General features: G+C 66.2%; 18 protein-coding genes. 7 read left to right on the top strand and 11 right to left on the bottom strand.

Translation table 11 applies throughout. The features are described from left to right. Positions 1 to 549 precede the first annotated feature (549 nt). The 11 genes from PU704_RS18185 to PU704_RS18135 all read right to left on the bottom strand — a co-directional run bounded on the left by PU704_RS18185 (position 550) and on the right by PU704_RS18135 (position 9907). Positions 550 to 855: a hypothetical protein gene (locus PU704_RS18185; protein WP_277552320.1), complete on the bottom strand. Its 306-nt coding sequence runs from the start codon at positions 853 to 855 to the stop codon at positions 550 to 552. Between the two features lie 93 nt (positions 856 to 948). Further along, positions 949 to 1746 carry a ParA family protein gene (locus PU704_RS18180; protein ID WP_277552318.1) on the bottom strand — a complete coding sequence of 266 codons (798 nt, stop codon included), beginning with the start codon at positions 1744 to 1746 and terminating at the stop codon, positions 949 to 951. Between the two features lie 323 nt (positions 1747 to 2069). Beyond that, positions 2070 to 3329 carry a Y-family DNA polymerase gene (locus tag PU704_RS18175; RefSeq protein ID WP_277552316.1) on the bottom strand — a complete coding sequence of 420 codons (1260 nt, stop codon included), beginning with the start codon at positions 3327 to 3329 and terminating at the stop codon, positions 2070 to 2072. Positions 3330 to 3343: 14 nt separating this feature from the next. Beyond that, a complete protein-coding gene (locus tag PU704_RS18170) occupies positions 3344 to 3784 on the bottom strand; it encodes a LexA family protein (RefSeq protein WP_277552314.1) in 441 nt (146 codons plus the stop codon). 127 nt (positions 3785 to 3911) lie between these two features. Next, positions 3912 to 5084, bottom strand: coding sequence for a hypothetical protein (locus tag PU704_RS18165; protein ID WP_277552312.1), 1173 nt, complete (start codon positions 5082 to 5084; stop codon positions 3912 to 3914). Positions 5085 to 5278: 194 nt separating this feature from the next. Then, the gene (locus tag PU704_RS18160; protein WP_075871177.1) at positions 5279 to 5497 is read right to left on the bottom strand and encodes a hypothetical protein; all 219 of its coding nucleotides are present in this window, start codon (positions 5495 to 5497) and stop codon (positions 5279 to 5281) included. Between the two features lie 68 nt (positions 5498 to 5565). Next, positions 5566 to 6354 carry a CPBP family intramembrane glutamic endopeptidase gene (locus PU704_RS18155; RefSeq protein WP_277552309.1) on the bottom strand — a complete coding sequence of 263 codons (789 nt, stop codon included), beginning with the start codon at positions 6352 to 6354 and terminating at the stop codon, positions 5566 to 5568. 7 nt (positions 6355 to 6361) lie between these two features. Further along, on the bottom strand, positions 6362 to 6949 hold the full coding sequence (locus tag PU704_RS18150; protein WP_075871061.1) for a hypothetical protein: 588 nt from the start codon (positions 6947 to 6949) through the stop codon (positions 6362 to 6364). Then, positions 6946 to 8061 (bottom strand): transglycosylase SLT domain-containing protein, encoded by a 1116-nt coding sequence (locus PU704_RS18145; protein WP_277552305.1) that lies wholly within the window; start codon positions 8059 to 8061, stop codon positions 6946 to 6948. The genes PU704_RS18150 and PU704_RS18145 overlap by 4 nt, the downstream gene beginning before the upstream one ends. A gap of 33 nt (positions 8062 to 8094) precedes the next feature. Then, positions 8095 to 8847, bottom strand: coding sequence for a MinD/ParA family ATP-binding protein (locus PU704_RS18140; protein ID WP_139318380.1), 753 nt, complete (start codon positions 8845 to 8847; stop codon positions 8095 to 8097). Positions 8848 to 9643: 796 nt separating this feature from the next. Further along, complete coding sequence (locus PU704_RS18135; RefSeq protein WP_075871063.1) at positions 9644 to 9907, bottom strand: helix-turn-helix domain-containing protein; 264 nt, start codon at positions 9905 to 9907, stop codon at positions 9644 to 9646. 133 nt (positions 9908 to 10040) lie between these two features. On the opposite strand from PU704_RS18135, the gene PU704_RS18130 reads away from it, so the two are divergent. The 7 genes from PU704_RS18130 to PU704_RS18100 are packed head-to-tail and all read left to right on the top strand — an operon-like array spanning position 10041 to position 18680. Beyond that, a complete protein-coding gene (locus PU704_RS18130; RefSeq protein WP_277552300.1) occupies positions 10041 to 10676 on the top strand; it encodes a DUF6668 family protein in 636 nt (211 codons plus the stop codon). Next, the gene (locus PU704_RS18125) at positions 10673 to 10972 is read left to right on the top strand and encodes a hypothetical protein (protein ID WP_075871223.1); all 300 of its coding nucleotides are present in this window, start codon (positions 10673 to 10675) and stop codon (positions 10970 to 10972) included. Before PU704_RS18130 ends, PU704_RS18125 begins: the two co-directional genes overlap by 4 nt. 49 nt (positions 10973 to 11021) lie before the next feature. Beyond that, positions 11022 to 11771 (top strand): DUF8175 domain-containg protein, encoded by a 750-nt coding sequence (locus PU704_RS18120; RefSeq protein ID WP_277552297.1) that lies wholly within the window; start codon positions 11022 to 11024, stop codon positions 11769 to 11771. Further along, positions 11764 to 13635, top strand: coding sequence for a type IV secretion system protein (locus PU704_RS18115; protein WP_277552295.1), 1872 nt, complete (start codon positions 11764 to 11766; stop codon positions 13633 to 13635). The genes PU704_RS18120 and PU704_RS18115 overlap by 8 nt, the downstream gene beginning before the upstream one ends. Further along, positions 13616 to 15130 carry an SCO6880 family protein gene (locus tag PU704_RS18110; protein ID WP_277552293.1) on the top strand — a complete coding sequence of 505 codons (1515 nt, stop codon included), beginning with the start codon at positions 13616 to 13618 and terminating at the stop codon, positions 15128 to 15130. The genes PU704_RS18115 and PU704_RS18110 overlap by 20 nt, the downstream gene beginning before the upstream one ends. Then, the gene (locus PU704_RS18105; RefSeq protein ID WP_277552291.1) at positions 15130 to 16884 is read left to right on the top strand and encodes an ATP/GTP-binding protein; all 1755 of its coding nucleotides are present in this window, start codon (positions 15130 to 15132) and stop codon (positions 16882 to 16884) included. Before PU704_RS18110 ends, PU704_RS18105 begins: the two co-directional genes overlap by 1 nt. After that, positions 16881 to 18680 carry a type IV secretory system conjugative DNA transfer family protein gene (locus PU704_RS18100; RefSeq protein WP_277552289.1) on the top strand — a complete coding sequence of 600 codons (1800 nt, stop codon included), beginning with the start codon at positions 16881 to 16883 and terminating at the stop codon, positions 18678 to 18680. The genes PU704_RS18105 and PU704_RS18100 overlap by 4 nt, the downstream gene beginning before the upstream one ends. Position 18681: the final 1 nt, after the last annotated feature.

Raw genomic sequence — 18681 nt, 5'->3', positions numbered from 1 at the left:
GAGCTCCATCGCCGCCTGGCCCGCGGTTACCGCAACCGGGACAACTACCGGCTCCGTATGCTCCTGGCGGCCGGCGGGCTCATCCCCTGATCCCCACTCAATGACCGAAGAGCCAATAATGTTAGGGCGGTTAGAGCTAACCGCTCTAACATTATTGGCCTGCAACCTTGACGGGGTGACATTGGAGCTTATGCCGCCACTCCCTACCTAGCCTGTCACGCAAAAATGGGGGCGACCCACAGAGCCAGAACCTAAGTGGGGGAAGTTGGAACCAACAGCTCTAACGAGGGACGCTATTGCGTGTAAGGGCTGCGCCTGAAGCTTTGCACTCCGACAGGTTCAGTGGTTGGCGTGAGTTCGTTCTGTTGGAACTGTTAGAACTAACATCTCCAAATGACCTGCAGTTCCTGCAGAGAAGCGTCAAGGTTACTCCGTTATTCTTTTTCTGCTCGATGCAGTTGTGAGAAAGGCACACATTGCTCGAACGCCTTGCGGACGCTCGAGCAAGCACCGGGCCACGATGGCGGAGGCGCGTTGGTAGCTACAAGTTCACTCTGTCTCGCGCATCTTCATCCGCGGGCCCGTGCGCAGACGCTTGGTGATGGGAGGGAAAGGCTTGCCGCCGTTGTGGGTGGACTCCAGATCCTGCAATCGGTCCACGAGCATCTGTTCGAGGAAGTCACTGAATGAATCGTCCCGTGGAGCCAGAGCGTTGTAGGCCGCCCTCAGCCTGACGTCGATTTCGGGCTCCACGTAGGGCTGGACGCGCGTCTTTCGCAGGTTTGCCTTGGGACGCTTGGGGCCGGCGTTGGCCTCGGGCTCTGAGGCTGGCGCTGGCGTGTTGCGTGAGGGCAAGGTGGATCGTCCGGCGATAGGGGATATGGGACGGTCCGAGGCTGGCAGCGGAGGCGTCAAGGCCTGTCGGCGTGCTGGGCGTGCGGGCATTGGTCAGTTCCTTCCGACTCGGCTGGGCAGCAGGCGTTGGAGGTGAGCATCGTAGAAACGAACCAGTTCCTCCGTCTTGGGCAACTCGTCCAATCCCATTCCGGCCTCCTGCGCAGTTTTCACAGCTTCGCGCTTGGGGATATAGGGCTCCAGGAGCTGGTCCCCGTAGGTTTCAGCCAGCCACAAGCGCCATTCTCGCGAGGCGATGGTGGAGGGTTCCCATAGATTGAGTAGCACCCCACGGTTTTTCAGCTCCGGGTTCAGTTCCTTTTGAACTTCCTGGATGGAGCTGAAGATATGGGCGACTCCGTTGGCGGCATACAGTGCTGGCATGGTCACCACCAGCACCTGCGTGGCGGCCACCAGGGCATTGACAGTCAGAGCCCCACGGTTAGGTGGGCAGTCGATGATCACCAAGTCGTAGCGGTCGGCCATCGTGGCCAGGTTGGCTTTCAGCCGCGAGGAGTTCTCTGGCGTTTTGGGTTTTTGGGTGAGCTCGTCCTCGATGTAGGTCAGCGCCTCACCGGAAGTTGGAGCAAGGTCCACGCCTTCCCAAACAGCGGGGACGATCACGTCGTCGAGCGCGTAGCGGTGCTCCGCATCCGGATTGAGCGTGTCAGCAACCCCAAGGGCTTCCGGCTGTGGGGGCTCAGCAGCCAGTGCGGAAGTCAGGTTGCCCTGCGGATCAGCGTCGACGGCCAGCACGCGCAGGCCTGCGCGGGCGGCGGCTCGGGTCAGGTGGTACGTGGTGGTTGTTTTCCCGACCCCGCCCTTCTGGGCGGCGACAGCGACGATGTCCACGGGGGCTCCTTGGGGCTCGGGGAAGTGATGCCAAATCATGCCTATCACAGTTAGCTCCGTTGGAACTAACAATACGTAGTTGGAACTAATACCTCCAACATCCTGGCCAGGCGTAGCACCAATCTCATACAGGGAAGCTGATCAAGGATCAGCTACCCCCAGTGATGCGGTCGACCTCAAGGCACACTGACGTCAAAGGTGACGCGTCTTCCCAGATGTGGGGGCAGGGAAGTGGCACTTAGGTTCCCCAATCTTCTTAGGCAAGCGTTTCGGAGGCCCTCCGGGGCCGAGGAAATGTGCGGCAGCCCCTCCTGTGTCTTGGGTCAGCTGACGGTGCGTAGTTCCGCCCAGTCGGTCGTATACCGGGGTGACAGGTCAGCTTGCCGGTTTCGCCAGGTAGCGGGGGAGCGGGTTCCAAGCCGGCCCAGCGCCAGGGTGCCGGTGCCGAAACGGCGGTTGACCGCGTCGATGAGCTCCCCGATCGGGGCGGGCGGCTCGAGCACCCCGGGCAGGACGGGCACCGAGCCCTCGGGGGCGAGGTCCGTGCAGAGGATGCCAGCCCGCATGTACTGCATCCCGTGCATGAGCTTGGGCACCAGGGCCGCCCGTGCCGCGGCCACCAAGGGTCCGGGCTCGTTGGTGGGCACAGCCAGACGCACGTGCGCGGAGACATTGTGGGTGGGTCCGGGCCGGTGCGGTGAGGTGGTGGCGAAGACGGTGCAGCGCCCGGTGACCTCGCCTTCCTTCCGCAGCCGGCGGGAGGCGCGTTGGGCGAACTCGGCTACGGCTTGTCCCACGATCTCCGGGTCCCAGATGGGGTCCGGGAAGGATCGGGAGACCAGGATCTGGGCCTTGGTGGCCACCTCGTCTTCGACGGGGATGGCGGGGAAGCCGTTGAGCTCGAGCACGGTGCGCATCTGCACCACGGAGAACTTGTGCCGGATGGCCACCGGGTCGGCATCGCGCAGATCGGCGATGGTCTCGATGCCCATCGCCTCCAGCCGCTTGGCCAGCCGCCCGGCGATGCCCCAGACCTCGGTGACGGGCAGGGCCGCCAGGAGCCGCTCCCAGTACCCGTCCGGGGCCTGGTCCCAGTGCACCACCCCACCGGTGGCAGGCAGCTTCTTCGCGGCCTCGGTGGCGATCTTCGCCCGCGTCTTCGAGCTGGCGATCCCGATGCTCACCGGTAGTCCGACGTTGCGGGCCACGGTGGCTTTCAGCCGGCGGGCCCATCGCACCTGCTCAACCGGGGTGCCCTCGGGTGGGAGCAGGAAGCACTCGTCGATGGAGTACACCTCCTGGCCCATCGCGTGGCGGGCCAGCAGCAGCATCACGCGTTCGGACAGGTCGGCGTAGAGCTGGTAGTTGGAGGAACGTTTGATCAGTCCCCAGCGTTTCGCGTCGGCGCGCAGCTGGAACCAGGGGTCGCCCATCTTGATCCCCAGGGCCTTGGCCTCAGCGCTGCGGGCGACCACGCACCCGTCGTTGTTGGAGAGCACCACCAGGGGTTTGCCGGCCAGGGAGGGCTCGAAGAGGGCCTCGCAGGAGGCGTAGAAGTTGTTCACGTCGACCAGGGCGATCACCGCAGACCACCGTCCTAGTGCAGCTTCCGCTGGTTGAGGTGGCGGATGCCGTATACCACGACACCCCAGATGTGCAGGGTCGACAGCGACGGGACCTCCACGTCCGGGTAGGCCGGGTTCTCCGGGTGCAGCACGACCCGGTGGGGGTGGACGTGGAGGGTCTTGATGGTGAAGTCCCCGTCGAGCACGGCGATCACGACATCGCCGTGCCTGGGGGTCAGGGAGCGGTCCACGAGGACTTCGTCGCCGTGGTAGATCCCGATGCCTTCCATGGAGTCTCCGGTGACGCGGAAGAGGTAGGTGGACGTCACGTCTCTGATCAGGACCTCGTTGAGGTCGATCCGGCCGTCGTCGAAGCTGTCCTGGGCAGGGGAGGGGAAGCCAGCCGGGACTCGGACCAGGACCGCAGAGACCAGCACGGGGCGGTCAATGGTGAGCGGTACTGGGTGTCTCATGCCGCCAGGATAGAACACATACTCTAAAGCTCAGCCCATAAACACAATAGACCCGTACAAAGATACGGTTTGGTTAGTGTCGATGGTGCGGATTCTCCCGTCCCGACCGGACACGCCAAGGGCCCGGCTACGGAGCCGAGGCGGCGCCGGCGGCTTGGTTTTGGCCGGCGGCGATCTGGGCGGCCCAGCGTTGCCGGAACGGCCGGCGGGGACCAGGCTCGGGGGCCGACGCGGGGACAGTCGCGGCGGCGGCGATGCGGGTCGCGTAGCGTTCGGCGGCCGCGCGTGCTGCCGCGCGGCGCTGGGCGGCCTCGGCGGCGACCCGTTGGTCCCGGGATCGCAGGGGGGTGCCGTCGGGGTGGGTCCAGGCGCGCATCCGGGTAGCAAGCCAGGCGGCGGGGTTGTCGATGCCTTCCACGGTGAGGAAGCCGTAGCGGGTGTTCTCCGGGGTCCAGTCCAGGGCGGTGAGCACGTCGGCGATGGTCCATCCGGCTTCGAAGAACGGGCGGCACACGCTGGCGACGTGGGCGGTGGTGAGCTGGCGCAGGACGATGGCCTCGTGCTGGAGCTCCAGGGCAGCCGCCCGCTGAGTCTCTTTCCGCGCCCGACGGGTCACCCGCCCTGTCAAAGGCTCCGTCGTCGCATGACGGGGCCACAGCGGGGCTGTACGACGACTCAGGGCGGCGACCACCTCGCGCCGCTGCGCGGCGCGCTTTCGAGTGGGTCGCGGCGCAGCCGCGTCCTTCGGGGAAAGCTCTTCGCGCGCGTGCGGGGAAAGACTCTCCCACTTCGTGGGGACCGGGGTGTCAGTTATCTCCACAGGCTCAACTGCCGGCTGGACGGTGTTGTGGATGAGGGCGTAGACGGGGGCCTCGCCGCGGGTGCGGCCGGTGGCGGCCGGGGTGCGGGCGGCGCTGCGGCCGGTGGCCACCACGGCCAGCAGCCCGGCCTCGCGCAGGTGACGGATCACTCGGGCCACGGTGGAGCGGGAGCGGTCGATCTTCTCCGCGACCCAGTCCCAGGTCGTGCGCCAGGTGCGCGAGGCAGGGTCCTGCTGGCGGCAGATGATCTCCACCACGGCCAACAGGTTCGCCCGGGCATCGGCACGGATCAACTCCAGGCTGGGGTGCTCCAGCACGGCCCGGCGCCAGGCGGCGACGTGCTTGGCGAGCTGGCACCCCGTGGGCACCGCCCGCAGCACGACGGCCCTGGAACGCTCCTGCTCCACCCGCACACGACGGGCGTGAGAGGGGAACTTGTGGACGGACGGGTGCTCGTCCTGGTCAGCGGCCAACGTCACGTCGGCAGCACGGAGCCGGGAGGACTCCACATGGTGACGCGTCTCGGCTACACTAGGGGGCACAACAGTCCCCTGGTGATGGGTTCATTGATAGGTCTCATTCAGTTAGCTGTTGAACCAGCTGTCTCGGTCGCCAAACTTCTGACAGCTGATTGACTTCGACGGCCCGCCCTGCACGGCGGGCCGTCAGTCATTTAAGGGTCAAGAGGTAGTTGATTTTTCTCGTTGGACTTGGGGTTGTCGAGCTCGTTGGGGAGTCCCGCGTCACGCCGGATGAGCGCACCGATGTACCGGGCCATGGAGATGTTGTTGGCCTCAGCCTTCTCGGCTGCCAGCCGGTGCTCTTCCGGGTACATCCGGAAGCTGAACGGCACCTTGCTGCCGTACAGGGCTGGCGTCTTGTATTCGCTCACGGTCACATCCTGACAGAGTGGGTTTATATGTGCCAGGGGTTGAAGGGTGTGTCGCACTTCGTGTCGGCTCACATCTGCCACCAGTCGAGCCACTGAGCGAACACGAGAAGGTTGTGCACGAAGTGCGCAGCGACGGGGATCCATAAGCTGCGGGTGAGCATGGCGGTGGCTATGTAGAGGCTGCCCGACCACGCAGCGGTAGCGATATTGAGTGCGCCAGATGGTTCGTGATGCCAGGCGAAGGCGGTGACGCCTACGAGGACGATGCCCGTGCTGACGAGCGGTTGCCATCGGTGTAGACGCGGGGTGGCCCAAACCAAGGTGAGGAGCGCTAGGGGCAGGCCACGGAAGAAGACTTCTTCTGCGACCGGTGCGCTAAGCAGGCTCATGAAGACCACGGAAATGGGTGGAGCGTCTTTAATGGCGAGATATCGCCAGTCGTCGTGAAGCGCAATCAATGGCAGGTTTGAGCTGAAGACGTCAGTCACCAACCGGGTCCCGGCGCTGTCCAGCAAGATCGTGAAGGTCAGCAGTAGGACGAGGCCCACGGCAGCGCGCTGACGATCGTTGACGCCGGGTAGCTGGGGGGTGGTGAGCCCTATCGAGCGAGTCACCCGGGCACCCACTACCCGAAGCGCCATGAGCTCTTTCGGGACCAGCCACCAGGCTCCCACGAGAAGCCCCGCGGTGATTCCGACGCTGAACCCCAGCGCGGCCCAGGTGTTCCAGCTTGGAGTGTCTATTCCAGGTAACCGCATCGCGAGCTGGAAGAGAATGCCGGCAGACGTCACGACCGCGAGGGCCATAAGCATGTGGGCCGCCGCGAGCTTCGTGCGCTGATCATCTTCAGGAGTCATGGGCGCCTTAGTTGGGGTCACTGGATTGGTGACCGACGACTTCCCACTGCCCGCTGTGCTTCTCGAGGTAGATGACGACCTGACGTCGCCCGGTGGCCTCGATTTCTTGACCGTCGCGGCTGATCCAGCGCCAGGTGAGGTCGTAAGCGCGGATGACCTTGTCGTTGGCGACGTCGCGGGAGACATCTCCCACGGCGGGGGTGATGCTGGGTGCGCTGTATGCCTGGTGCTCGGACGGTTTCAGCCAGGCGGCCTGGTTGCCGTTGCGCTCGGGCTCGATCTGGTTGGCGGCCCATTCTTCCGACATCAAGGGCTTGGCGCGGATGGCGGCGGCGGTTTGGGTGCGGTCGGTGACGGTGTCCCAGGAGTGGATCAGTAGCGCGGCAGCTTCGGCGGTGGCTTCCACATCGGTGCGGTCCACATCAGTCGGATCCAGGAAGGTGCCCTCTCCGGGGGTGGTCGCGGTGGGGGAGGGCGTGCTCGTCGCGGTAGCGGTGGTCTGTTCGCTGGTCCGTTCAGCTACGTCTGGGGCGCAGGCAGCCAGGGGTAGAGCGCACAGCGCGAGGGTGAGGGCCAGCTGAGAGTGGCGGGTCATTTAGGCCACGCTCCTTTCTGCTTGAGGATGGGTTCGGGGTCGATGTTGAAGCCCTCGTAGGGGTAGACCACATCGGGGGCGTCGGGTTTGTAGATCTCGAAATGCAGGTGGGTGGATACCGCGCCCAGGCCGGCTTTGTTGCCTTCGGTGCCGATCACGTCGCCGCGTTTGAGCGTGTCGCCCTTTTTCACGCTGTAGGTGTTCAGGTGGCAGAAGGCGAAGCCGAAGTCGGGGTCGTCGCCGTTCTCCTTGGCGATCACGCACCCGTCGGTGTTGTTGAATCCGGTGATGCGCAGGGCTGTCGGGGCGATCACTGGGCCTCCTGAGCCGGAGCCGGCACCGGGGGTGGCGATGTCCACGCCCACGTGTTCTTGTGCCCAGGCCGGCAGTCCTGGGACGTTGCGCCGCCCGTAGCCGGAGGTGAACTTCCCGCCGGGCAGCGGCACGGTCCACTCACCGTCTCCTAGGTCACCGTCCCATTCCTGCGCCCCGGTGGGGACCTCGCAGTTGGCGGAGAACTCGCTCTGGCCGAGGTCAAGGATGGTGCGGACGTAGTTCTCGGTTTCCTCATAGGGCGGCACACCCTTGTACTGCTGCACGGCCCCGGGGCCGGCGTTGTAGGCGGCCAGGGTGAGGCGCACGAGCTGGTCGGCGTCCCCATCGGCCAGTGGTTCGACGTCCTTCTTCAGGGCGGCCATGTAGCGGCCGTAGGCCGGTATCGCGTCGTCGGGGTCGGTGACCTCGCCCCCGTTGCCGTAGGTCGCCCAGGTGGCGGGCATGAACTGGGCGATGCCCTGGGCTCCGGCGGAGCTGCCGGCGCCTGCGTCCCAGTTGGATTCCTGCTTGAGCTGGGCGGCCACCACGCTCACGGGCAGCCCTGCGGTCTTGGCGGCTTCTTCCACCAATGGTGCCCAGCCGTTGGGGATGTTCGGTGCACGCTCCTGGTCGTCGTCGGTGGTGACGGCGGTGACGGCGCAGGAGGTGGCCGAGGTCTGCTCCTCGTCTTCGGCCAGGGTGGCCACGAGCACGGCGAGAGCCACGATCGAGCCGATGGCGAAGACAAGCAGCAGCGCCATGATGGCGCCGAGGGCGCGCGAGGATCCAGCGGACATCACAGCCTCCTGGGGGGATGGGAGGGGTGTGGGTCAGAGCTGGTCGGTCAGTGTGGCGGTGGCTTCCTCGTAGGCCCGCACGGTTCCCGGGTGGAGGGCGTCGTAGTGGAAGGCGCGTCCTTCTTGGAGGGACTTGTCGAAGGGGATGACCACGCACCCGGCCAGTCCGATCGCCTCCGCGTAGTCGCGCAGGCGACTGATGCGTTCGGTGTTGTTGGTGGCGGTGTTGGAGACGACCAGCACGGAGCGGGCCAGCTTGTCGCCGTGGCCTTCGGCTGTGACGGCTTCGACCGTGGCTTCCAGCAGCCGGGCGTCGTCCTCGCGGTTGTGGGCGACCAGCACCAGCGAGTCGGCCACGTCCACGGCGGCGCGCCAGGTGGAGGACTGGGCGGAGTTGCCGGTGTCGAGCAGGATCAGGCTGTAGAGGGAGCTCAGGGTCTCGTGGGCGGTGCGCACGGAGCGCCCGTCCACCCGGGAGCGGTCGGTGCCCTCCGGTGGGGAGGCCAGCACGTGGATCCGGTCATCGCCCTGGGGGCGCACGTAGCGCACGAGGTCGGCGGTGCGACGGGTGACGGTCTCCAGGTTGCGGATCAGATCCAAGGTGGTGCGGTCATGGTCGGCAGTGAGGGAGCGTTCGGCCAGGGTGCCCTGGTTCTCGTTGAACTCCCCGGCCAGGATGTTGCCCCCGCGCACCCGACCGTAGGTCGCGGCGAGGTGGTAGGCCGTGGTGGTTTTCCCACCTCCGCCTTTGAGCTGGAGGACAGCAACGGTGTAGTGGGTCTGCAAGGGGCGCTGGATGCGTAGCCGGCGGGCTCTGGTGGCACGTTCGGCGGCAGAAGCGGCCAGTGACATTCCCAGGGTGTGGTTGCACCACCCGCGCCACCCGCCCCGTGCCGGTGCTTCGGGCTGGTCAGTGTTCTCCTCCCGCCGCAGATGCAGGCGCGGATCACCTGGTGCGGCCACCAGTACAGGCGATGCAGGGGTCCGGGAAGAAGGCGCAGCGCCAGCGGTGGGTCCGGAATCCAGCGAGGTTGTCTTCTGGGCTGGGCGCAGCGTGGTCACGTCCGAAGGCTGCGCGGTAGGTGCCCCCAGGATGGTGTCCTGGCGCGGCACCGGGGTGTCCTCCACATCGGGGACCCCTGTGGTGTCGGCCACTGGGCGTGTTTCTTCGCCCTGTGCGCGCTCGATATCCAGGTTTCCTGGCTTGTCAGGGGCCGCATCTACGCCCTCAGGGGTGGTGCTGGTAGCGGGAGTGGTCGGTGCGAAGTCATCGAGTGTGACGGCCCGTGAAGAGCCGCGCCGGACGGGTCGCTTCTTGGCGGAGGCACTGGGATCGGCAGCGACCGAACCTTCGGGATCGACAATCAGATGCGTCTCAGGTTCGGTCTCCGAGCTGGGATCGATCGCGGTGAGCTTGATCGGTCGCCCCAGGTCAGCGGCCACTGAGACCACATGCTTGATCGCCTCAGTCATCGAGGAGAACCCATAAGGAACTTGGTCGATAGTGACCTCCACGCTGTCGTCCGCGGCGATGGTGGCCGTGCAAACCGGCCGCTCCAGTGCCTCCGCCATGATGCTCTCCCTACTCGTCGTTAGCTTGCGCCCCGTCATTGTCGGTGGAATGGGGGACGTTGTATTGAGAGCGGAGGTGGGCCTTGACGTCGTCGCGCAAGATCAGCCAGGTCTTCCCCAGCTTGATCGCCGGCACGATCCCATCACGCAACCACCGGTAGGTGACCGTGCGGTCGGCAAGCCCGAGGACCCGCGTGAGGTCATCGATGCCCAGCCGCTCGGGCAGGCCCTCGAAGAGCTTGTCCAGCGCATCAGACACAACGACCATCTCCATTCTCACAGTTGCTACAATACACGACAATCTCTAATAACGGTTGATGATTCATGACAGTTGCTAAACCCCCTCAAAAGCTGTTTAATAGATACAGGGTCAAGTCTAGGTGAGGCCCTGCCACTGAGGAGATGTGATGGACAACCGTTGGGCTGAGCTGGTGTCACCCTTGACTGAGGAACAGGTCCGCCCGGTCTTCGAAGACGTCCCCGAGGAGACCGTGACGGTCCTACGCGGAGCACCAGGCCCCCAGCAGGGCATGGTCGGTCCCTCTGAGTCCGAGGGCCGCTTAGGACGTTTCCTCACCAACACCCATGGGGTGTTCTGGTTGGGAGCTCATGGCGGGGCCGGAGAATCCGTGCTGGCCGAACTGCTCGGCGGCACCGTTTGCCAGCATCGATGGCCGATGCGCTCGGCCGACGCAGGCCAGGAAGCCCCTGCCGCGATCTTTCTCGTGGCCCGTCAGAACCGGCGGGGACTCGACGCGGCCAGCCGCGCCGCCCGCGACTGGGCCTCCGGAACCCACCCCGATGTGGAGCTCCAGGGTCTCGTACTGATGGCCGATGCTCCGGGAAAAACCCCGAAGCCCCTGGCCGCAGCAACCCGGGTGGTCTCCGGCGGAGTACCGCGGACCTGGGTAGTGCCCTGGATCGAAGAGCTCCGGCTCACCGGGACCGTGGACTGGGAGTCCCTGGCCCGTGAGCCGAGAAAAGTCCTCACCGCCCTGGCTGAGGCAGTCGAAGAAATCAATCCCGAGAGGACCCCCCAATGATTGACCTCGTACTGGCAGCCTCCGACACCGTGCTGGCTCTGCCCGCCGCCCTGCCCGACTCGGACCCGCTGTCCCCTCCCGGCATTGGTGAAACCTGGAACCGCATGGTCGGAGTGGGCAAGTGGATTGCCCTGGGCATCGCTGTGCTGGGCCTTCTGGTGGTCGGCGGAAAGATGGCCTTCGACGCCCGCCGCGGTGAGACCACCGAAGAGGTCTCCGGGATCATCAAGATCGTGCTTGCCGTGGCCCTGATCTCTGGCGGCGCCTCGATCCTTTCCTTCATCTCCGGCGGATAACCCCTCCACAGCCACAGGACTACTACCCCCCACCCAGAAGGAGCAGCAGGTGACGGATCACTTCGAGACAGACGACAACAACACATGGTGGAGAACCCCCCGCTTCCTCATCTCAGCCGTCCTCGTTGTGCTGCTGATCGTGCTGGGACTCGTCCTGTGGCTGTGGCCCGACGGGGAGGAACAAGCGCAGTCCCTGCCAACACCGATCGCCACCACTGAAGTCACTACGAGCGAGGAATCTGCATGCGGCCTGGACGCCACCGGCGGCACCACCCTCACCAAGGCCCCTGACAACGTGGAGTGGGAGGCTCTCGGTGCGCTCTACGCTCCCTCTTCCGAAAAGCACGGTCCCGGCAAGGTAGACCCTGAGACCGGAGTCCGGTCTTGCTACTCACACACTCCCGAGGGAGCACTTCTAAGCGTCACGAATATGTTGACTTCCAGCAATGACCCCCAACTTCTGCTGGATACGAGCGAAGCCCTGATTTTGGAGGGGCCTGGTAAGGACATCAACAGTGGGCGCATCCAGCAGCGCATTGCAGAGGGCAGCGCATCTACCGTTCCGATGCAGATTGCAGGTTTTCGACTTCTCTCCTACACGGGTGACAAGGCCACGGTCGAGGTCGTAGCAGCGGTGGATGACGGGACCGAAAAGGCGTATATCACCAACAGCGCAGATCTCATCTGGCAGGACGGTGATTGGCGCTTTGCGTTCCGTGACAACGGGGATGCCGGACCTGTATCGGGGAACGTCTCCGACTTGAGCGGATACATCACGTGGGGGCCTCAGGATGGCTGAGGAACAAGACTGCGGGTTCGACCTTGTCTGCAGGGGCACCGAGGGTTTTAAGAACATGCTGTCTGGTGCGGCCGGGGATGCGCTGGATCAGATCGCGGACGGTGTGACCGCTGCCGTGGTTGAGACCATCGCTTCTCTGGGATCCATGTGGACACGCATTGGCACCGCCAACCTCACCAGCGATAACGGGGCCGGCACTCAGGCTCCGGCTCGGGGAGAGTTCAACGACCAGATTGACCTGCTGCTGAGCTACGCAAGCTGGATTGGATTGGGCCTGAGCGTGTTCGGGGTGTTGTTCCTGAGCATCGTGTTGGCCACCAACGCCCGCCGCGGTGACGGAGCCGGCCTGGTCAACACGGCCACCGTGCTGGCCTCCGGGGCGGCGTTGATCGGTGGGGCCACCAGCCTGATCGGCTTCCTCGTCCCCGCGCGGGCGATGAACCTCAGCGGGTCAGTGGGGTTTATCCAAGACCAGACCTTCTACCTCACCCTCGCGGTGGCTGCGCTGAGCGTGATGATCGCCGGGGCCCAGATGGCCTGGACCCAGCGTGCTGAACCAGCTCGGGACCTGCTCAAGGGACTGCTTACCTTGGCCGTGGTGACGGCTTCCGGGGTAACCATCCTCAACGTCCTGGTCCGGGGCACCGATGCCCTGGCCGTGCAGATCATCGACTCCGCCATCGGCGACGACTTCCAGACCGATGTGCTCAAGTTGTTGGCCCTGGACAACGCCACCAGTGCTGGGGCCGCTGACCCCGTCTGGCTGGGGGGTAACGTCATTATGATCATCGTCGGCGGAGTGGTGGCGATCATCGTGAACATCATCCAGTTGATGCTGATGGTGCTGCGCACCGGGATGCTGTTCCTCATGGCCGGGATCCTGCCGCTCTCAGCCGCCTTCCTGAACACCGAAACGGGGAAGAACTTCTTCCAGAAGGTCATCGCCTGGACGCTGGCCTTCGCCTTCTACAAGCCCGCTGCCGCCCTGATCTACGCATTGGCGATCAAGATGTCCACCACCGGGGTGTGGGAGGGCGGAGACAACGGGCTGATCCAGTTCGCCGCCGGGCTGATGATGATCGCCGCCTCCGTGTTCGCCTTGCCCGTACTCGTCGGCTTCCTCAGCCCCGTGCTGGGCTCGATGTCCTCCAGCGGAGGCGGTGGCGGCGGGGCGTTGGGCGTCGCGGCGATGGGAGCTGCGATCCCCCAGGGCGCGGCCCACCTGTCCCGGTCTGGGCGCGGGTTCGGCTCCGACTCTTCCTCCACAACACCGTCCCAGTCCTCTGCCTCGTCCAAGGGCGGGGCGAGCTCATCGCCTGCTGGGCCGGTATCCGCCCCCAGTGGGACCGCTGGTGGTGCTGGCTCTACTGGGACCACCACAGCAAGCACCGCTAGCACGGCAAGCACAGCAGCCGCCGGCGCGGCTACTGCCCCAGTGGCGGCTGGCATGGCCGCTGCCAACGCAGTGCAAAAGACCGGAGAAGCCGTCTCCGAGGCCACCGAATCCAGCGCGCATGGTGGTGTCTCCAGCGCTGGAGGCCCCACCTCCAGCACCGCACCGGCAGGAGCAACTTCTACCGGTGCACCGGGCCAAGATGGCACCGGAAAACCCTCCACCGGCACTGGGGCCCACCCCACTCCGGGCCGTGGCACTGGGGCCCAACCCACTCCAAGCAGCGGAGCAGCAGGGGCCGCGCCACGCACGGGCGCCCGGCCTGCTCCGAGTGCCGGTGCGCGGCCCACGGGCCCCACCGGCGCGGGACAGGCGGCGAAGGCCGTCCAGCAACAGGCACGTGCGTTCAAGGCGCAGATCGCCAACGAGACCGGAAACGAGGGCCGCCCTGATGGCGCAGACCGAAGCTAAAACCGAGAACCGTCCGCGGGTGTACGGCAACTTCCGCACCCCCACTTCCAAGGGCCTGGCCGGACTCTCGACCGCCGGCACCGTGCTGCTGATCGGTGGTGTGGTCGGCGGGATCCTGCTGATGATGCTCGATATGTGGCTGGTGGCCCTGGGGTTTGAGGCGGTAATCCTGACGCTGATCGCGCTGTCGATGCAGAAGAACAAGCATGGGCGCACCCTCATCGAGCGGATCCTGCGCCGGGCCGGGTGGGCCAACGCCCGCTACACCGGGGCCAACGTCTACCGGGCCGGGCCGGTGTCCCGGGTGCCGGAGGGCACCACGAAGTTGCCCGGGGTCTCGGCCCGGTCCAGGATCACCGAGCACGTCGACGGCTACGGCCGCCCCTTCGCGCTGCTCGAGGTCCCGCAGAAGCACCACTACACCGTGGTGTTCTCCTCCGAGCCCGATGGCGGGGGCATGGTTGATCAGGAGCACATCAACCGGTGGGTGGACCGCTGGGCGCACTGGCTGGGCATGCTCACCGACGAACCGGGACTGACCGCCGCCTCGGTGACGATCGAGACCGCCCCGGACTCCGGATACCGGCTGGCCCGCAAGATCGAGGCCCGCATGCACGAGGACGCCCCGGCGTTTGCCCGCGACGTCATCAACGAGACCGTGCAGATGCTGCCCACCGGGGCCACCGTCACCCGGGCCTACATCGCAGTGACCTTCAAAGCCTCCGTGCGGGCCGGCGGGCGCATCCGCAACGCCCAAGAGGTCGCCGATGACCTGGCGGCGCGGCTGCCCAACCTCACGCTATCGCTCAACGACACCGGGGCCGGGGTGGCCGCCCCGCTGACCGCTCAGCAGCTGTGTGAGGTCATCCGGGTGGCCTACGATCCGGCCGAGGCGGTGCTCTTCGACCGAGCGCATTCCCAGGGGGTGGCCCCGGAACTGGACTGGAGTGAGGTCGGCCCCCAGGCCGCCGACACCTTCTGGGACTGCTATCACCACAACAACTCCTGGTCGAAGTCCTGGGCGATGTCGGTGCCCCCGCGCTCGACTATTCAGGCCAACGTGCTCCAGGCCCTCATCGCCCCGAACCCGGAGCTGGTGCGCAAGCGCGTCACGCTGCTCTACCGCCCCATCGACCCCGCGAGGGCCGCGCAGATGGTGGAAACGGATATCAACACCGCCACCTTCAACGCCTCCTCCCGCAACCGCGCCACCGCCCGGGACACCCGCGAGACCCGCGCGGCCCAGGCCACCGCGGCTGAGGAAGCCGACGGGGCGGGGCTGCTGAACTTCGGGCTCGTTGTCACTGCCACCGTCCGTTCCAAAGCGGAGTTGGATGAGGCCGAAGCCATCATCGAGAACCTCGGCACCTCGGCGAGGATCCGCCTGGAGGAGGCCTACGGCGCCCAGGACTCCACCTTCGCCGCCGGCCTCCCCCTGGGTGTGGTCATCCCGGACCACCTGGCCCTGCCCTCGACCGTGAGGAACGCCCTCTAATGGCCACCACGAAACGCAACCAGATCATCCTCCCCGCCTCCCGGGGCGCGGCCGGCACTACCGTCCTGGACCGGGCCTTCGCCCGCGTCAAGGGCGGCAAGATCTTCGCCAAGCCCAAGCGCACCGGCAGCACCTCGGTCACTGCCGCCTCCGCCCGCCGTCCGGGCCCGCGGGGCCACAAGGGCCGGGGTCTGGGCGAGGCGCAGCTGCTGCACCCGATCCGGGAAATGCGCGGCACTAACTACCAGGTGTGCGGACTCTATCCCTTCCCTATGGGCGGGGGTTCCCCGTTGGAGGGGGTCCCGCTGGGGCGCAACCTGCTCTCGGGGGAGCCGGTGTGCTGTGACCCGATCTCCTGGTTCCAGAAGCTGCGGGTGATCGCCAACCCCTCGGCCTTCATCATGGCCAACCCGGGGCTGGGCAAGTCCTCCCTGCTGCGGCGGATGGCCATCGGACTGGCCGCCTTCGGGGTGTGGCCGATGGTCCTCGGAGACATCAAGGGCGAACACGTCGCCATGATCGAAGCCCTCGGCGGGGCAGTGCTGCCGCTGGGCCGCGGGGTCGGCCACATCAACCCCCTCGATGATGCCGGCGCGGTCGCCGCGGCCAAGCTGCTCTCTGCTGCGAAGGCGGAGGAGCTGCTGGCCGATCTGCACACCCGGCGGTTCGACCTGATCCGGTCATTGATCTCGATTCTGCGCAAGAAGCCGCTGGACGAGCGCGAGGATCAGATCCTGGATCGGTGCCTCACTGTCCTGGAAGCCCGCCACGCCGAGTCCGGCACGGTCCCGGTCATGGCGGATTTGCGCCAGGTGCTCAAAGACCGCCCCCAGGAGGTGCGTGAGGTTGCTCTGGATCGCGGCAACGATGCCCGCTATGACGAGATCACAGAGCCCCTGGAGTCCTCGCTGAACTCCTTGTGCGGCTCCGGGGCCTTCGGGCAGATGTTCGCTCGCCCCTCCACCAACAAAATCGACGCTTCCCGGCCGATGGTCTTCGACCTGTCGCGGATCTCCCAGTCCGAGTCCGATCTGCGGGCGGCGACACTGTTGGCGTGCTGGTCCATTGGCACCGGAACGGTGCGGACCTCCAACATGCTGGCCGATGACGGGGTGATCGCCCGGCAGCGGTTCCTGCTCATCCTTGATGAGCTGTGGAACACCCTGGCGGCCGGGCCCGGTATCGTCGATCAGGTCAACGCCCTGACCCGCCTGAACCGGGAGATGGGGGTCGGGCAGATCATGGCCTCCCACACCCCCTCCGACCTCATGGCCGTGCGTGGCGAAGAGGATCGCGCCAAGGCCAAGGGCATCATGGACCGCTGCGGGATCAAGATCCTCGGCGGGCTGGCCAAATCCGAGATGCCGCTGCTGACCGAGTCCGTGCCGCTGTCGATGCGCGAGCAGGAACAGCTCGCCGCCTGGCAGGACCCGCCCGCCTGGAACCGACGCGGGGACGAGGCGATGGAGTACACCAACGACGACGTATTTGCCTCCACCGACGAGCTCACGGTCAACGACGTCGAGCTGCGGGCCTGGCTGGAAGACCCGGAGAACCGGGAGTGGTACTTCGACGATCGCACCACCTCCCCGCCGCCGGGCCAGGGGAAGTTCTTCATCAAGGTCGGTGCCAGGGCGGGGATTCCGTTCTCGATGGAGTTCACCCCCACCGAACGCCGGAGCCAGGTTCACGACACCGAGAAGAAGTGGCACGAGGCCAAGTTCCGCGCCGCTCAGGAGAGGGGCGAACGATGAGCTCCCTGGACCGCAAGTACAAGACCGGTGGCGGGGAGGTTGCTCTGCTGTTGGTGTTGATCTTCGTCCTGGTCGGTATCCCTGCGCTCCTCTACGCGGTGAACACCGCCGGACAGGCCCTCACTCCGCGTGTGGGGTCCTTGCCGGATGGGTACTGGGAACGGTCGTTGGGCACCTTCACCGGGGCGGCCCCGTGGCGCACCACGGAGGTTGTCCTGGCCGCTACGGCTGCATTGGTCGTGACGGGGTTGTTCGTGCTGTGGGGCTTCAAGCGCCACCAGAAGGCCAAGAAGGTCGTCAAGCACGACCGCGCCGCACCGCGCATGGCCTCGGTGCGCGACGTCGCCCCCTTCACCGAGAAGCAGGCGCGCGCCAAGGCCGCTCGCTTCGGCGTGGAGGTCCCGGGGGTGATGCTCGGCAAGATGGTCCGCGGTGGCCATACTCTTTACGCCTCCTGGGAGGACACCCTCCTGCACATCTGGGGCACCCGCACCGGCAAGACCACCTCCCAGGCCGCCCCGTCCATCATCGAGGCCCCGGGCCCGGTGATCGCCACCTCCAACAAACGCGACCTCTCCGACCTCACCCGCGACCTCCGCGCCGCCAACGGCGACGTCTGGGTCTTCGACCCCCAAGGTGTGGCCGGGGAGAAACCGACCTGGTGGTGGAACCCGCTGACCTACGTCACCGACAGTGAGCGCGCCGCCGAGATGGCAAACAACTTCGCCGCTGGCTCCCGAGACGTCGGCGCCAAGGGCGATGGTCACTTCGACTCCGCGGGCAAGGACCTCTTGGCCGGGCTGCTGCTCGCGGCCGCCGTGGGCGGGGAGCCCATCGAGCGGGTGCACTACTGGCTGACCCGATCCACCGATGAGACCCCGGCACTACTGCTCGATGAGCACGGGTGGACCAAGGAAGCCGACTCGGTGGCCAGCACAATCCGCCAACCCGAGAAGTACCGAGGCAGCGTCTACTCCACCGCCCTGCAGATGGCCGCCTGCCTGAAGAACGAGAAGATCGCCGCCTGGGTCAACCCTTTGCGTCCGGACGACGATCGCCCGCAGTTCAAGCCGGAGGCGTTCGTGGCCGGCAAGCACACCCTCTACGCCCTGTCCAAGGAAGGGGCCGGCACCGCCGGGCCCCTGGTGACCGCCCTGACCGTGGCCACCGTGACCGCCGCCGAGGAGCACGCCGTCACCCAGGCCGGGGGCCGACTGGCGACCCCCATGCTCTGCGTGCTGGACGAGGCCGCCAACGTCTGCCGCTGGATGAACCTGCCCAACCTCTACAGCCACTACGGGTCTCGCGGCATCGTGGTCTCCACGTTCTTGCAGTCCTGGTCCCAGGGCGTGGACGTGTGGGGGGAGTCCGGGATGCGCAAGCTGTTCTCCACGGCCAACGTCGTCACCTACGGCGGCAACGTCAAGGAGGAGGGCTACTTGAAGATGCTCTCCGAGCTGATCGGCAAGTACACCTACACCTCCGTCTCCTCCTCGAGGCAGAAGGACTCCGGGTCCACCTCCCGCCAGGACGCCACCGACGACATCATGTCGGTGGCTGACCTGTCCGCCCTGCCCAAGGGTCGGGCCGTGATGTTCGGCTCCGGGGCGAGGGCCGTGCTGCTGCGCACCATCCCGATTGACCACCGCCCCTACGCGGAAGCCTCCAGGGCCTCCGAAGAGGCCCACAACCGCCCCACAGTGGACACCGTCGATCACGAGCCCACAGCGCCGGCCGCCGAGCCAGTGGTGCCTGAGCCTGCCGGGAACCGGTGGGCGGCGCTGGTGAAGGAGTAGG

It is taken from the genome of Kocuria oceani (genome assembly GCF_029524215.1).
Classification (GTDB): domain Bacteria; phylum Actinomycetota; class Actinomycetes; order Actinomycetales; family Micrococcaceae; genus Kocuria; species Kocuria oceani.
This window is presented reverse-complemented; position numbering and strand designations above follow the sequence as displayed.